Raw genomic sequence first — 16416 nt, 5'->3', positions numbered from 1 at the left:
GCCCACCTCATAACAGTTCCAACAAATCCAGGGAGGATGATATGGACGCACTTAAAGGACTATCAAACAAGCTAAAAACAAACACGATTTCACGACGAAGCTTTATGCAACAAGGTCTTGCCGCTGGGGTAAGTGTAACAGCTTTGTCCATGGTCGCAGACAAGGTGCATGCCGCTACCCCCAAGAAGGGCGGCCATCTGAAAGTTGCCAAGGGCCACGGTTCATCCACAGATGTTCTTGATCCGGGCGTGATTGAAAACGGGTATACCATCGGCCTGTCGTTGGGTGGGTATCAAGGATACCTGACCCAGATCGCTGGTGATGGCAGTCTGGAATCTGAACTGGCTGAATCCTGGGAAGCGTCCCCAGACGCCAAAACTTGGGTGTTTAACCTGCGTGATGGGTTGGAATTCCACAATGGTCGTACAGTAACACCAGAAGATGTGATTGCATCGATCAATCACCACCGTGGCGAAGGCAGCACATCCGCTGCAGCACCACTTGTGTCTGCGGTGTCTGATATCAAAGCGGATGGCAAGAACACCGTGGTGATCGAGCTGGAATCGGGCAACGCCGACTTCCCCTTTATTATGACCGATTATCATTTGCCGATTATGCCTGCCAATGAAGATGGCTCGATGAACTGGCAAGATCATATTGGGTGTGGGGCCTATAAGATCGACAGCCACCAGCCTGGCATTCAAACTTCATTGTCACGCCACGCGAACCACTGGACCGATGCCGCTGGCCATGTCGATACCATTCAGCTACTGGCAATCATTGACCAGAACGCTCGCACCACGGCTTTGGTGTCGGGGGATGTGCATGCCGTTGACCGGGTGGATCTGAAAACAGCGGATCTTCTGGCCCGCAAACCCGGCATCAATCTGGTGACCGCAACCGGGACGCTGCACTATTCTTTCCCAATGTTGTCAGACACGGCACCTTACGACGACAACAATATACGGATGGCTGTGAAACACGCGATCAACCGGCAAGAGCTGGTCGACAAGATCCTATTTGGGTATGGCGAACTGGGCAATGATCATCCAATCGGATCCGGTCAACGGTACTTCAACAATGAACTGGCACAACGGGAATATGACCCCGACAAGGCCAAGTTCTATTTGAAAGAATCTGGCCTGGATACAATCGCGCTGACACTGCACGCCTCAGATGCGGCTTTTGCCGGGGCGATTGATGCTTCAGTGCTGATCCAGAACTCGGCCAAAGGGGCTGGAATTGACATTACAGTTAGCCGTGAACCCAATGATGGATTCTGGTCAGATCACTGGATCAAATCACCGTTCATCACCAGCTACTGGAGCGGACGTCCGGTTGAAGACCAGATGTTCTCGACCACCTATCAGACGGGTGTTTCGTGGAATGAAAGCAAATGGTCTCACGAACGCTTTGACAACCTCTTGATAGAAGCACGCGCCGAATTGGATGATGCCAAACGCAAAGAGATGTATTTCGAGATGCAGAAAATTTTGCATGACGAAGGCGGTTCAGCTATCCCAATGTTTGCCTCCTATGTCTTTGGCGTGAATGAGAACGTCGGCCTACCTGAAAAAATTGCCACTAATTGGGATATGGACGGAGAGCGCTGGATGGAACGCTGGTGGCTCACTTAAGTTAAACCCATATCTGGCATTGAGTTACTCTCCCTGTGCTCAGGCCGGAAATAAAAGCGCCGACATACTGTCGGCGCTTTTATACTCCAAAATTGCATTTTCAAGTTCTTGATCACAAACTCAATCTTCCATAGCGCATGGTGATTCTCGATTTCAAAAATCTGGCATTTCTCCAGTGCGATTATGGAAAATAATCAACGTGGCACATACTGTCCGTGGTCAGGGTTTTTGGGTCCAAAGACAACTTAAACTAAGAGAGTGCTTGGCTCATCTGGTTGGTACAATTGGATGGTTGAGGCTGCGCCTAGCAGACACAAAACTGAGGCGAAGATCAAAAGTCGTTTGAACTTTCTTGATCGGCTTTATCAAGATTGTATTTCAGGAAAGTATCGGCAAGATCACGATGACGCTGAACTGCCCCTGATCAACATTGGACGTATTAAGCAGATCTCAATAGAGGACGGCAGGCATCGTATTTGCGTTGCAAAAGTTGCCGACCTAACCAGTATTCCGGTGAAAATTAATGCGGTACATTCCGAGCTTCGAGATACCTTACTGCACAAATCTCTGGAAGGGGTCCAATCTAAAAGTTCCTCATAATGTAGCGGGCCGCCAGAGGATTGGGAGAGTATCCCATACGAACAGCGGAACAGGGTTATTCAAACCCGCAAAATAAGCATTGCAGCGATCAGAAGATGATTACGCAAGTGAAGCAAGCTTTCAGGAAATGTATAGCGTGATGCATTCGCTGACAGACTGGTAAAAATACTGAAAGAGAATGCAGGCTTGTTGCATTTTGGCCGTTAACAGTCACGTTAGACTTGCATCAAATGGCGCGATAACATGGCAACAGACCGGCAAGCAATATTCCCAATCAAGATGGTTTTAATCAAAATAGCCGATGATCTCGGCCAGTTTTCTACCGCCTTCGGTCGTCAAAATCCGTTCGATCTTCTGGCTGTGCACGTTCAGGGCCGTCTCATGCATAGCACTTAGAGCTGGATCCGATTTCAGTTTCTTATAAACAGCGTCATAATCGGCCGGTTTTTCCGGGATTCTCTTGGCCACATCAAGCCCCGCATTACGTTTGTTCCAGTAGGTCACAACGTTGGCAATACGAGCATCATCCAATCCCATTTTAGCTTCATTCACAGCGTCACCCCGGTCAACTTTGACCATAAAAGACTCCATGGAGCGCAATGAGTGATGATTGACATGGGCCAAGCCAATCGAATTCTCTGCGGGGTGAAGGTTGACTTTTCTGTCGGTAAACTCTGGGGGCATCGCATTTCCTGCCCCATTCAGCCACACCTGATCTGTTTGCGAAAAGTTATCAATTTTTGGACGATGGTTGCGGAACATTGCACCAGGGATCCCATTGCGGCCCAAGGTTTTGACAGCAGCGGATTTTTTGCCTGCGGGGTTATTTAAGTCGTTGATGTCCATCTGTCCTTGGAAAAATTGTCCCTGAACAGATCCATCACCGATGTGTTTGATATTTGAGGAATTGTAACCCACCACTGTAAAACTCATCAAATCGAAAGCAGGGCTTTGTTCGAATAGGTCGTTTAGATGATGGTTGCCCGGTGTGATCTCTAGAAACTCATCTACGTCAATGGCCAACACCCAATCAGAGTCTGTATACATGTTGAACATCGTCGCATATCGCAAGGCTGCGACATGCCATACGCCCAGTTGCTTGAAAATGCGTTTTGGATTGGGGCAATGCTTAATTAGACGCATTTCTTCAAGACGGTCGAGCATTCTGTCGGTTTGATCATCACAGTCAGCCGAGAAGATCATGATATTGTCAAAGCCTATAGCCAAGTGATGCGCGATCCACTCCAGAACATAGGGACCTTCGTTTTTCATAATCCCAACGAGCAAACAGTTATGATTTGATGGCATAGTCGCCTCTTCAAGTTATAAGATCAAACATTGCCCGAGGCGTGATGTCCCCAATTTTCATAGGCGATAAAGAGTCAGCATCCAAGTCTATTTCGCCAATGTGTCTAAGGTCTCACCAACAGGTTTGTTCGTAGCGCCCCACAATGCGAAGCCATTAGGAACAATTATACTTGGCCCAGATTCACATATCACTACGTCGGCCCGCGGCCAAAAATGATGTTTGACCAGCCAAACTTATATTTGATCCGGCTGCTCACTGGAAAAGCCCCGGCGAAAAAACTTCAGGCAAGCGAACATCAAACTCTCCATTTCGTCCTCGAAGCGGGTTTTTGGGCCTAAGCCTGTGCGCGAGATCTTGTCAGTTGAGAAAATCAGTGGTGGCTTGGTGTCTGAAATGCCCGAGGGCGGGCCTAACGTGACTGGAATCTCTTCACCAGTCAATTTTAGCGCGGTAGCTGCAACCATCTGCGCCATTTCTAAAATGCTGGACGTACGATTTCCTCCTAAGTTGAACACACCATCATCTAATGCGTCCTTGGAAAGTTCGACCAACCCGACACTGATATTCGCAACATCGCTCAATGTCACAAAATCGCGGGTCTGACTGCCATCTGTTTTTAATACAATCTGATTGTGCGTTGCCGCTTGTCGGCACAAGTCATTGGCCAAAAGGCTCCAGCGATCTACGTGCGCGTGGATCGGCGCGCCAAAACTGTTGCTGAGCCGAATGTTTACGCCTTCAATCGCATCGTTGCGCATAGCTGCATTTACAAAACCCTCAAATCCCAAATGGGTGATCGCGTAGGGGTGGGTTGGGGCTGGCAAACAAGTCTCATCGATAAAACCATGTAGCGCGCCATAGACATGTGCTGTTGAAAAATTAATGAACCGCCGAACGCCAGCCATCTGCGCCGCTTGAAGCGTATTAACGCCGTGCAAAATGTTTGACCGAACGGCCTGTTGAATGCCTTGGCCACAAATAATTTCATTGGCCGCCGCCATGTGAAAAACATGATCAGCACCGGCCATGTGTCGTGCCATTCCATCGACATCGTCCAAGTCGATTTGCACGACCTGTGCCCCTGGCAAATAGGAAAGAGAAGTAGAGGATCCGCGCGTCGCGACGCAAACTTCAAAATTGCCATCGGCCAAAAAGGCCTGCGCTATTCGCCCGCCCACATAACCTGTGCCACCGGTGATGAAAATGCGGGTCATCCGTGTTTCAAATCCCAATTGTAAGGAATATCATTGTCAAAGGGATCGCATCGATCAATTTCGCCGGGCGTGTGATAATGGCTGGCGCAATTTGCTACAACTGCAGGCATTGTCCCGAGGCCTTTGAACCCATTCCAAACCAACGGCGGCACTGTAACCAGTGCATAGTTGTCGGGCCCTAAAAAAACCTCTTGTAGTGTACCTTTGGTCGGGCTGTCCTTGCGGTCATCATAAAGTACAAACTTTATGTTCCCGAATGGAACTGCATAATTCAGCGTCATTTCCTTGTGAATATGCCAGGCTTTAATTGCACCGGGATTCACGCAAGAAAAATAGATCTCACCAAAAACCTCGAATTCGGGATCTGTAGTTTTCAACATGTGCATGATCTTGCCACGTTCATCCAGAATTTGACGTTTTGGTGTTATCTTAACCCCATCAATTAGAGACTGCATGGGTTGCCTCGCTTTCGTACCGATTTATTTGCTCACAACTTACTGCGAATGCATCTTCGCCGTTTAAAAGGCGCTTATACCAATCAACAGTTTCAAAGATCGATTGCGTGAAGTTCCACCTTGGAAACCACTCAAGCCTTAAGTTTGCTTTGTCGCAATTGACCAAAAGCAACCCTGCCTCATGCAGAGCATTTTCCACTTCGGCATCAGATCGGCTACCGCGCCCCCAGACCCGGATTATCTCGTCGACAAGAGCGCCAACTGTTTTGTTAGATTTGTTGGACGGGCCGAAATTCCACGCACCACGATGTGTCACAGGATCATCCAGAAACCGTGCCGCAAGATGCAGGTATCCGCTGAGGGGTTCCAATACATGTTGCCAGGGGCGCGTCGCTGCCGCGCTGCGTAGCAATACAGGTTCTTGTTTGTGTAACGCCCTGATGGTGTCAGGCACGATCCGGTCTTTCGCCCAATCACCCCCACCGATCACATTGCCAGCGCGCACAGATGCGCAGCCTAGCTGAGGCAAGGCATCCAGAAAAGAGTGTCGATAAGATGCAAAAATCAGTTCAGCGGCTGCTTTAGATGCGCTGTAGGGGTCCTTGCCTCCCAACCGGTCTTCTTCGCGATAGCCGTGAACCCATTCATTGTTTTGATAACATTTGTCAGAGGTAACATAGATAAACGAGCGGACAGTTTCATGGTGCCTGCGCACCGCTTCCAAAACTTGAACAGACCCCATGAGATTAGTGTTGTAGTTTTCAACTGGATCCACATAACTGTCACGGACCAAAGCTTGCGCTGCCAGATGAAATACAACTTCGGGCTGCGCGCGATCAAAAGCAGCCTCAAGGGCGACTGGGTCACAAATATCCCCATCCGTATGATCAATGCGATCACGTAATCCCAGTCGGTAAAACAGATCTTCGCTAGAGTTTTCCGGGCGGGCGTACCCATATACCTGAGCGCCCATCTGATGCAGCCAAAGGCTTAGCCATGCGCCTTTGAACCCAGTGTCACCCGTAATGAGGACTCGCCGCCCTTTGAAATTCTCTTTCAATGGCCTCACCACATTTTCCAGGTTGCGTCACCAGATTCCAAAAGCGATTGAAGAAACTTCCAGTCCCGGTAAGTATCCATGCACTGCCAAAACCCATCATGGCGATACATCATCAATTCTTCCTCAGCGACTAACTGTTTCATCGGCTCTTGTTCAAAGACCAGGGATTCGTCATCAGTCAGAAAATCAAATATCCGCCGTGAGCACACAAAATATCCGCCGGAAATCCGACCACCACTGGCTTGAGGTTTTTCATTGAAGCCAGACAAGAGCCCTGCATCATTTGCAGTCAACTCACCAAAACGTCCGGGTGGGCGCACACCCGTCACGGTAAGAGCCTTACCATGAGATTTATGAAAGGTCAGCAAGGCGTTCAGATCAACATCACTTAGACCATCGCCATAGGTCAGGAAAAAATGGTCATCATCGGCAACATATTTCTTGATCTTTTGCACTCGCCCACCGGTCATAGTGTTTAAACCAGTATCAGCAATCGTGACTTTCCAACCAAGTTCATCATGCTTCGTTTGGACCTGTGCCTCTCGTGACCGCCCCAAAATCACTTCGCAATCGCCAAATTGGCGATCATAGCTCAAAAAATAATCCTTGATCTTGGACCCTTTGTAGCCTGCGCAAAGGATAAAATCAGACATACCAAAATGCGCATAATATTTCATAATATGCCATATGAGCGGCTTGTCACCAATTGGCACCATCGGTTTTGGAATGTCATCAGCAACGTTTCTGATCCGAGTACCAAACCCACCGCACAAAATAACCGTCTTCATAATATTGCCCTTTAACAGCGATCCCGCGCAGGTATTAGCTGCCAGCGGCATGGATCATATCTATTATACAGATGCACATGTATTGCCTATATAAAAGGCGCTTTTCGTGCGTTTATTCGTTTGGATCACAGTAGCTGTAAACAGCCGCGCAAATCTAGGGTCGCTGACGCAATGACGGGTAAGTGAAGACAACGCAATTGTTGAAACGACACCCAAGAACAGACTTAGACGAAGAGCGAATGATTGTGCCCGACCTCTGACCTTGATGTAGGTGCTTTTTCAAAACAACCCGGCCATTGTGACTGATGATCACCACACCCCCAAATTGAACTCTCACTTGATCCCAACCTGTTGTTTGCGATAACAATTAGAAAAGCCATTTCAGGACGATAACCGTGACACCCAAGGATAACCGCCCACTCACCCTGCGTGATGTTTCAGAAGAATCCGGCGTCTCAGAGATGACCGTCAGCCGGGTATTGCGAAATCGCGGTGATGTCTCTGCCTCCACTCGTGAAAGGGTGTTGGCCGCAGCCAAGCGCATTGGTTATGTGCCCAACAAAATCGCTGGTGCGCTGGCCAGTCAGCGGGTCAATCTGGTGGCCGTGATCATTCCATCGATGTCAAACATGGTGTTCCCCGAGGTAATGACCGGCATCAGCGACGCGCTAGATGAAACTGATCTGCAGCCTGTGGTCGGAATCACCGGCTACCAACCTGAAAAAGAAGAAAAAGTTTTGTACGAAATGCTGTCATGGCGGCCGTCTGGCGTGATCCTTGCCGGTATTGAACACAGTGATGCCTCGCGTGCGATGCTCAAAGCATCGGGAATTCCGATCGTCGAAATCATGGATGTTGACGGCACACCAGTCGATTCCGTTGTCGGCATTTCCCACCGTCGCGCAGGGCAGCAAATGGCAGAGGCCATTGTCGAATCCGGCTATAAGCGTATCGGATTCTTAGGCACCAAGATGATGCTGGATCACCGCGCCCGCAAACGGTTCGAAGGGTTCACCCAAGCGCTGGCCAAAGCCGGCATCGAGGTGGCTGATCAGGAATTTTATTCAGGCGGCTCCGCCCTTGCCAAAGGCCGCGAGATGACCGCGCAAATTCTGGAACGCAGCCCAGGTCTGGATTTCATCTATTATTCAAACGATATGATCGGGGTCGGTGGCCTACTCTATCTACAGGAACAGGGCATAGATATCCCCAACAAGATCGGTCTGGCTGGCTTTAACGGTGTGAACCTACTCAAAGGTCTGCCCAAGCGTTTGGCCACAATGGACGCCTGCCGTTATGACATCGGCAAGAAAGCCGCAGAAATTATCGCGGCGCGGGTTGATCAAGGGGATGAGGCAGAACCTGTGACCGTCGCGCTGGAGCCAACCATTGATTTTGGTGATACGTTCCGCAACCACTAAGCCTTTGTTCCAAACAATTCCCGTAGCCACTTCTTAACCTCCTGCACCTCGGAACGTTCTCGCGTGACCCCCGGCATTTGTGCCAAAAAGTGAGACTGTTCCAGCCCAACTGGCTTGCTCAGCTTGGCAATTGGTCGCCCGGATTTGATCGCCTGATCGGCAAACCGTGTCAAAATCGGCGCCACTCCCAGACCAGATGATACCATCTCGACCGCGGCCGCCGTTGTATCCAATGCAAACCCATACCGCGCCTTGGTCTGCGTCATACCATGGGCGCTGAAATAACGCGTCCAGTGATCCTCAAACCCTAAAATATGCACCAGTGTCATCTGTAACATATCCTGTGGTGATCTTATCTTTTCGGCATGCATAGGGTGGCACACTGGAGTGATGTCTTCGGTGCATAACACCTCAACTGGGCGCGGGAAGCGTTCGGCATAACCCAGTTGCAAGTCGATATCGACATCTGCCTCAGACAACCGGTCTGCCCATATCGATGAAATCATACGGATCTCTATCTCGGGGTTGCGCTCGTTGAAATCAGCCAGATTAGGGGCCAGCCACAAAATAGCGGTTGAAACCGGTGCGCGTAGGTTAACCACTTTGGATAGTTTTGGCCCAAACAGACCTGCGGTCGACAATGACAAATCATCAATTGCACGCTGCACCGCCGGGTAATAGGCCCTACCCATTTCCGTCAGGCTTAGGTTGCGGGGCGCACGGTTGAACAAGTTAGTATGTAAATACCCCTCGAGCGAGCGAATATGCAGACTGACCGCCGCTTGCGTCAGGCCCAGCTCTGACGCAGCTTCGGTGAAGTTCAAATGCCGCGCAGCTGCCTCGAAACTACGCAGCCAGACCAGATTAGGCAGAATGTCAGACATGCCATACTTTAGCATAAATATTTTTAGGTATTAAGCGCCAAATATATCGTTTTTCTTTTTCTTAATCCTCGCGCACTCTGCGAAGACACGCGATCCCCACTCATAGGGCGTGGTAACACTCGTCAGCGGAGAAAAACATGAAAATCGGGTTCATCGGACTGGGCAATGTTGGGCACAAACTGGCAAGCAATTTGCTAGATCACGGGCAAGACATGATGGTTCACGATATTGACCGCATCGCCGCTAACGATCTGATCGCCAAAGGCGCCATCTGGACCGATAGCGGCAAGGATATGGCGCAAGCCTGCGATGTCGTGATCACCTGCCTCCCCTCTCCCAAAGTCAGCGCCAATGTGATGGAAGCCGAGGATGGCGTCATCGCTGGCATATCCGAGGGCAAGGTCTGGTTGGAAATGTCCACCACCGACGACGCCGAGGTCAAACGCGTGGGCGAGCTGGTTGCCGCCAAAGGTGGCATGGCTATGGACAGCCCTGTGTCTGGCGGCTGTCACCGCGCCGCCACTGGCAACATCGCCATTTTTGCGGGCGGTGAACGTGCGGCGTTCGAAAAGGTTATGCCAATTCTGTCGATCCTCGGTGGTGATATTGTCCACACTGGCGGAATTGGCACCGCCTCTGTCCTCAAAGTGATCACCAACTATCTGGCGGGCGTGCAACTGGTGTCCACCGGAGAGGCATTTATGGTCGCCAAAAAGGCCGGCATCGATCTGGCCGTCGCCTATGATGCCATCCGGGTCAGCTCGGGCAATTCCTTTGTGCACGAAACCGAGGGCCAACTGATCCTGAACGGCAGCTACAACATCAATTTCACCATGGATCACGAGGTCAAGGACGTGACCCTCTTTGACGACTTGGCAAAATCCCTGGATGTCCCTGTGGAGCTATCCCCGGTGTGTGTCGCCGCAATGGAAGACGGCCTGCAACGTTACGGCCCTCGCGTCTGGTCCAGTCAGGTGGTCAAGCGGCTTGAGGATGACTGCGGCGCCGAGCTGCGCGCGCCCGGTTTCCCCGACATACTGGAAGACAGCGAACCTGCCCGCCCCGGTGTCGAAGTTCTCATTCCACACCGCAACGATTTTTAAATTTAGACACCCCGCAGACCTGCGGGAAAACAGGAGAACACTATGAAAGTAGGATTTATCGGCCTTGGTAATGTCGGTGGAAAATTGTCCGGCTCGCTGCTGCGCAACAGCATTGACCTAACGGTACACGACCTCAACGCAGATCTGGTTGCCAACTTTTTGGCCCGCGGTGCCAAAGCTGCCGAAAGCCCGGCTCAGCTGATGCGCGACTGTGACGCCGTCATCACTTGCCTGCCGTCACCAGCAGCCTCAGATGCGGTGATGCAAGAAATGCTGCCCGAGGTGAAAGAGGGCAAGATCTGGATGGAAATGTCCACCACGGACGAGGCCGAAGCCAAACGTCTGGGCGCGCTGGTCATTGAGCGTGGCGGTGCCGCAGTTGATTGCCCTGTTTCTGGTGGCTGCCACCGTGCAGATACCGGCAACATCGCCATCTTCGCGGGCTGCGATCGCGCCACTTTTGAACGGATCCTGCCATTCCTGACCACCATGGGTCGGCGAATTCTGCATACTGGCGAATTGGGCTCAGCCTCGGTTCTGAAAGTTGTCACCAACTATCTCGCAACTGTACATCTGGTCGCCAACGCCGAGGCGCTGGTGACCGCCAAGGCCGCCGGCATGGATCTCAACACCACTTACGAGGCGATCAAAATCAGTTCGGGCAACTCCTTCTCACATATCACCGAAAGTCAGGTGATCCTTAATGGCTCACGCGATATCTCGTTCACCATGGATCTGGTGAAAAAGGATGTTGGGCTTTTTCAGGAGGTTGCCGACCGCGCCAACGTACCGTTGGAAATCAGTCCGTTGATGGTTGAAATTTTCGAAGATGGTATCAAGAAATACGGAGATCGTGAGTTATCCCCAAACATCATCCGCCGCCTTGAGGATGCCACCGGCCTAGATATCCGCGCGCCCGGCTTTCCGCCTGAGATGCTTGATGATGAACCAGAAGAACCCGGTTATGAAATCATTCCACAGGGCAAAGAGCTCAAAGCTGCGGAATAATTCAACCCAGCGCGCGCAGATGTCCCTCTGCGCGCAGCGCACCAAATAAAGAATCCCTGTCATGTTGACCAAACCCTCACGCAAATATCCCTATGAGCCACCCCCGACACTTTCCTGAGCCACTTCGATTTCAGGAAAGGACAGAAACATGACGACTGCTGATACAAACCCGACAGACACCAACACCCAACCGGCTGAACCCGGCCCGATGAGCCGTGAATGGCATTGGCACCCGGACTTGCCCGTAAATTATGCCCCTTATTGGCACTGGCCACCGAAACCCAAGATCTTTTTGAGATGGGTCTGGCAAAACTACCTGCAGGTTTCCGACCGCTCTATCTATCTGGCACTGGCCTTTTTTGTGGCCTTCTGGCTGCAACCAGTGAGCCCAGAACAAGCAAATATTGCCTTTGGCTGGATGGCAAGGGTGTTTATTCGCAACTGGATTTTTCTGTTGGTCGTCGCCGGGGGTCTCCACCTGTGGTTCTACGGCATCGACGCGCAGGGCAAACTGCTCAAATACGACCCGCGGCCATACATGAAGCGCAAGAATGCGCTCTATAAATTCGGCTATCAGACTTGGGACAACATGTATTATTCGCTGGCCTTTGGCGCACCACTGTTGTCGCTCTATGAGGTTGGCCTGCGCTGGCTTTATGCCAATGGCACCATAGGAACGCTTGAATTCTCTGCCCACCCGATATGGTTTATTATGTTGTTCCCGCTTTTGGCGCTTTGGCAAAGTTTCCATTTCTACACGGTACATTTGGCCCTGCACCAGCCATCGGTCTACAAATACGTCCACGCCGTGCACCACCGCAACGTCAACACTGGCCCTTGGTCTGGCATGTCGATGCACCCGATTGAGGCAGCAATGTATCTGAGTGCAATCTGGGTTGTTGTAATCCTCCCGACCCATCCGGTGCATATGGTATTTCTGGGCTATTGGCTGATGCTCGGTGCGGCATCATCGCATTCAGGATATGAGGCGATCTGGGCCAAAGATCGTCAAGCATTGTTAATCGGCGCATTCTTTCACCAACTGCATCATCGGTACTATGAATGCAATTACGGCAATGGCGAGATGCCATGGGACAAGTGGTTTGGCACCTTTCACGACGGATCTGAGGAAGCGACACGCCGCACCCGAAGTCGAAAACGGAAAATGCATGCAAAGTGATCTTTTCTGGCAACCCATCGTTTACCAGTTAAACCTTATCTTTTTGCTATCTCCCGCCCCTTCATGCTTCACTTTGGTGGGCTTAGAATGAGGTGTTCGTGTGATTGCTGGCCTGATTGGAATTTTGACTGCAAGTGTTGCGCTGGCCATGGGGTTTTCCTCTGGCGAGGATGAACACGACAAAGACGGCAATGAAACTCTATCAGAGCAAGATGATGAGCTGAACACAAAGATCGACAAACAAACTGACATCGTTGATTTCATCCCCAACACCCCGGACGTCGTGGATGAACAATCCCACCCCTCAGATGATCAGAAATCCAGTTGGCAGGATGGCGAGATTATCACCGGCACACCAGAGGCCGATACCCTTTTAGGCAGCCCGCAAAATGATCAGATCGGTGGCAAAGATGGCACCGATCTGATTCAGGGTCAGGCTGGTGACGATCAATTGTTTGGCATGGGGGGTGAGGACACGTTGCAAGGGGGCGATGGGTACGACACCCTGCACGGTCAGAGCGGCAATGATGTATTATCCGGGCAAGCCGGTGATGACGTTATGTTTGGTCACGAAGGCAAAGATACGCTGGATGGTGGTACCGGAGATGACAGATTGCAAGGGGGCGGCGGTCAGGACCTAATGAAAGGCGGCAGTGGGGATGATGCCCTACACGGGTATCTTGGCAATGACACATTGGTTGGGCATGCCGGACAAGACAGCCTGTTTGGCGGCCACGGCGATGATGTCGTTGATGGTCGTGATGAGAATAATTTTGATCCGAACAAAACAGAAGACGACAACGTTGATCCGACTGGAGACTATCTGAATGGCGGAAAGGGCAATGATATTATCTTTGCAGATGCAAATGACACCATCACTGGTGGCGATGGCGCAGACTCTCTCATCTTGTCAGACTGGATTAAGCAAAACCACCAAACCGTCATTTTTGACTTTGACCCGGATGAGGACAGGTTGATGGTGCTTTACGATGCCGAAGAAACGCCCACGCCAGAGCTGACGATTGAACAAGACGGTGATGATGAAACGCAACAACAGGTGTATCTGGAAGGAGAATATGTTGCGACGGTCTTTGCCAAAACGGCTTTAACTCAGCACAATATCACCCTTGTGCCGATGGTAAACTAAGCACAAAGCGCCCTTAGAATCGATCCAGCAACCGGCGCAGATAATCGCGCTCAGCCTCTGAACGTTCGCCCTCTCCTGAGCGGCGGCGCAACTCATCTAGCAACTCGCGGGCACGGCCATACACATCACCATTATGAAATGCATCGCCTGTGCTGCTGGCCCCGCCGCTTCCGTCTGGGACGCGCCCTAAAGGATCAGGGCGCTGACTTCCCTCCCGGCCAGTGGCCTGTCCCTGACCACCCGGTGTCTGACTGTTTTCTGCCATGGCATCCGCCAGATTGCGCATGCCATCGCGCATGGCCTCCATCGCATCAGATTGACGATCAATAGCCTCGGCCAGATCGCCCTCTCTCAGGGCGTCTTCAGCCCCACGCATGGCCCCTTCGGCTTGCTCCAATGCGTCGCGCGCGGCCTGGCCGGCCTCGCCTCCGCTACCGGGAAGTGCACCACGCTGACGCTCCAACTCTTGGCGCAGGGCTTGTTGGCGATCTGCCAATCCACCCTCTTGGTCGCCTCCCTGACCGCCCGATTGTGCTCCTTCACCGGATTGTTCGCCGCCGCCTTCACCTTGGCCCTGACCCGGATCATGGCTTTGCCCACGGCCCTGACCGCCATTGTAGCCCTCATTGCCCTGCGATTGACCAGATTGCGCACCAGGGTTGAACTGCTCTTGCAAGTCACGAAAGGCCTGATCAGACAGGCCCTGCTGTTCACGCAGAGTTTCAGCCAGACCCTCCATCGCCTGCTCACCCGGGGATTGGCCATCGCCACCTTGCCCTTCGGTCACACGCATGTTTTCCATCATCTGCTGAAATTCTTCCAGCGCTTGCTGAGCTTCGGCAAAACGGCCTTGTTCCATCAGTTCCTGAATACGGTCCATCATGTCTTGCAGATCTTGTTGGGTCATCCGCATCATGTTTTCACTCAACTGCTGATCACCACTCTGCTCACGCTGAGCCTGTTGTGATTTCTGGCGCAAGTAGTCGTTTGTGGCTTCACGCAGCTCCTGCATCAAACGTGCAATCTCTTCTTGACTGGCGCCGTTTTTGATTGCCTCACTCAGCCGCTCCTGCGCTTCGCGCATCCGTTCAAGAGCGTTGCCAACGTTGCCATCCTCCAGCAACAAGGCAAGATCCCACAATGCCTCGGACAACTCTTCACGTGTGTCCGATGTCAGCGCATCCGCATCCATCGCGGCCTCAAGCCGATGCAAAATCATCCGCTGAATCAGATAGGTCCCGGTTGACCGAAACAAGCCATCATTGGGACGGTGCGATACCGCGCGCATCAATTGCGAGATGCGCCGCGCATTGGTAGGCGACCACAACAGATCGCGGCGTTGTTCAATCATCGTGGCCGCTAGTGGGTCAAAAAACCGGCGTGCAGGCAGGGGAGTCAAAATCACTTCACTTTGCCCAACCTGCCCACGGCCATCTGTGACCTCAAGGATAATAATCACCGGCAAATGCGCCCAAGGGTGCTCTGACAGGTTTTCAACCAGTTTCTCGGTGAAATTCTCCCGTCCACCAGTGATAGGCATTGGCACGTCAAGAATGATATCTTCGCGCGCTTCTGGATCTGTTTTCAGCCCGTAAATGCGACTGACCCTATCCAGATCAAGCGTCATGATTGCCCGGCCACTGACTACGCCATAATCATCAATTGCAGTGAATGGCAGGCTCATCAACCCCTCAAATGTGGTCTGCATCTCGTCAGAAATTGCTTCAACAAAGGGTGGCAGATCCGGTACCACATCCAAGGCCCAGATTTGACCTCCGGGGCCATCAATTTGCAGCGTTCCGCCAATTGTTGCTTCAAAGCTCTGCTCTGTTGCAGTGGACGGCTCGGACATGTCAGAACCAGACACGGTCTCGGACACGCTGAGTACGCCAACCTCTCCGTATAGTCTTAGAGTAATCATTGACCCGGCCGGAATCTGAATTTTGCTGGTCTGATCAGCCAGATATAGGCTGGGCAAACCGGTATAGTCAGGCGGTTCAATCCACCCTTCCCAAGTTGGCTCACCAGTCACAAGCCCACCTGGACCCAGCGCCAATTCCGACAACGATTGCACCCGCCAGAGCGAACCAAAAAGCAGGGAACAGACCAACGCCAGCAAAGCAAGGTAGCGCAAACCAAACGGATCACGCTGTGACAACTTCAGATCAGGTTCAACTGCCTTGGCCGCAGACGCCTGTGTTGACATGCGACTCAGATGGGCTCGCCACAGAGCCTCGGACCCGGCATCACCCGCGCCAATCGTTTGTGTGTCTGAAAGCGCAGCAAGAGGTCGACCCGGCAAGGCTTGATCAAGCCGCGCCAATGCGGCAACCCGGTTGGGCCAAACAAAACGCCGCACGCCCTGCATGCCAAACACCAGCAAGGCCAGTGCAAATGTCGCAAAAACCACCCATGTCACAACGAGTGGCAGGCTATCATGCAGGCCCAAAAGAACAAAAGCCGCCAATACAGCGAAGATTGTCCAAACCGGCCAAAAAACCTGCGTCAGACGTTCGGCAATCATGCCCGCCCATGTCAGCAGCAACGGCCCGCGCAGGCGGGTCTGAATCTGGGTCAATGGTGACGGTTTATCCGGCATAATCCCTTCCG

General features: G+C 51.8%; 13 protein-coding genes. 6 read left to right on the top strand and 7 right to left on the bottom strand.

Annotated features, from left to right (window positions below; genetic code table 11):
* Nucleotides 1–41 precede the first annotated feature (41 nt).
* On the top strand, nt 42–1637 hold the full coding sequence (locus D9A02_RS05860) for an ABC transporter substrate-binding protein (RefSeq protein WP_120500056.1): 1596 nt from the start codon (nt 42–44) through the stop codon (nt 1635–1637).
* Between the two features lie 885 nt (nt 1638–2522).
* Here D9A02_RS05860 and D9A02_RS05850 read toward each other — a convergent pair.
* From D9A02_RS05850 to rfbF, 5 genes are all read right to left on the bottom strand, one after another.
* Nucleotides 2523–3509 (bottom strand): glycosyltransferase family 2 protein, encoded by a 987-nt coding sequence (locus tag D9A02_RS05850; RefSeq protein ID WP_254054580.1) that lies wholly within the window; start codon nt 3507–3509, stop codon nt 2523–2525.
* Nucleotides 3510–3779: 270 nt separating this feature from the next.
* Complete coding sequence (locus D9A02_RS05845) at nt 3780–4760, bottom strand: NAD(P)-dependent oxidoreductase (RefSeq protein WP_120500053.1); 981 nt, start codon at nt 4758–4760, stop codon at nt 3780–3782.
* Nucleotides 4757–5215: a dTDP-4-dehydrorhamnose 3,5-epimerase family protein gene (locus tag D9A02_RS05840; RefSeq protein ID WP_120500052.1), complete on the bottom strand. Its 459-nt coding sequence runs from the start codon at nt 5213–5215 to the stop codon at nt 4757–4759. Before D9A02_RS05840 ends, D9A02_RS05845 begins: the two co-directional genes overlap by 4 nt.
* Entirely contained in the window at nt 5199–6275 is a 1077-nt protein-coding gene (gene rfbG / locus D9A02_RS05835; protein WP_216824950.1) for a CDP-glucose 4,6-dehydratase, read from the bottom strand. Before rfbG ends, D9A02_RS05840 begins: the two co-directional genes overlap by 17 nt.
* 5 nt (nt 6276–6280) lie before the next feature.
* Nucleotides 6281–7063 (bottom strand): glucose-1-phosphate cytidylyltransferase, encoded by a 783-nt coding sequence (gene rfbF, locus D9A02_RS05830; protein ID WP_120500409.1) that lies wholly within the window; start codon nt 7061–7063, stop codon nt 6281–6283.
* A 395-nt stretch (nt 7064–7458) separates the two neighbouring features.
* Here rfbF and D9A02_RS05825 point away from each other — a divergent pair, with 395 nt between their 5' ends.
* Nucleotides 7459–8484 carry a LacI family DNA-binding transcriptional regulator gene (locus D9A02_RS05825; RefSeq protein WP_120500050.1) on the top strand — a complete coding sequence of 342 codons (1026 nt, stop codon included), beginning with the start codon at nt 7459–7461 and terminating at the stop codon, nt 8482–8484.
* On the opposite strand, the gene D9A02_RS05820 is transcribed toward D9A02_RS05825, so the two are convergent.
* The gene (locus tag D9A02_RS05820) at nt 8481–9368 is read right to left on the bottom strand and encodes a LysR family transcriptional regulator (protein WP_162932973.1); all 888 of its coding nucleotides are present in this window, start codon (nt 9366–9368) and stop codon (nt 8481–8483) included. The genes D9A02_RS05825 and D9A02_RS05820 overlap by 4 nt on opposite strands.
* Nucleotides 9369–9505: 137 nt before the next feature.
* Between D9A02_RS05820 and D9A02_RS05815 the strand changes: the two genes are divergently transcribed.
* From D9A02_RS05815 to D9A02_RS05800, 4 genes are all read left to right on the top strand, one after another.
* A complete protein-coding gene (locus D9A02_RS05815) occupies nt 9506–10471 on the top strand; it encodes an NAD(P)-dependent oxidoreductase (RefSeq protein WP_120500048.1) in 966 nt (321 codons plus the stop codon).
* A 42-nt stretch (nt 10472–10513) separates the two neighbouring features.
* Nucleotides 10514–11479 (top strand): NAD(P)-dependent oxidoreductase, encoded by a 966-nt coding sequence (locus D9A02_RS05810; RefSeq protein WP_120500047.1) that lies wholly within the window; start codon nt 10514–10516, stop codon nt 11477–11479.
* Nucleotides 11480–11627: 148 nt separating this feature from the next.
* Nucleotides 11628–12659, top strand: a complete 1032-nt coding sequence (locus D9A02_RS05805) for a sterol desaturase family protein (RefSeq protein ID WP_120500046.1) — start codon at nt 11628–11630, stop codon at nt 12657–12659.
* A 100-nt stretch (nt 12660–12759) separates the two neighbouring features.
* Nucleotides 12760–13806: a calcium-binding protein gene (locus tag D9A02_RS05800; RefSeq protein ID WP_120500045.1), complete on the top strand. Its 1047-nt coding sequence runs from the start codon at nt 12760–12762 to the stop codon at nt 13804–13806.
* 13 nt (nt 13807–13819) lie between these two features.
* Here D9A02_RS05800 and D9A02_RS05795 read toward each other — a convergent pair whose 3' ends face one another.
* Entirely contained in the window at nt 13820–16405 is a 2586-nt protein-coding gene (locus D9A02_RS05795; protein ID WP_120500044.1) for a DUF4175 domain-containing protein, read from the bottom strand.
* Between the last annotated feature and the right edge of the window lie 11 nt (nt 16406–16416).

Origin of the sequence: Roseovarius sp. EL26 (assembly GCF_900327775.1) — a bacterium.
Lineage (GTDB): Bacteria > Pseudomonadota > Alphaproteobacteria > Rhodobacterales > Rhodobacteraceae > Roseovarius.
This window is presented reverse-complemented; position numbering and strand designations above follow the sequence as displayed.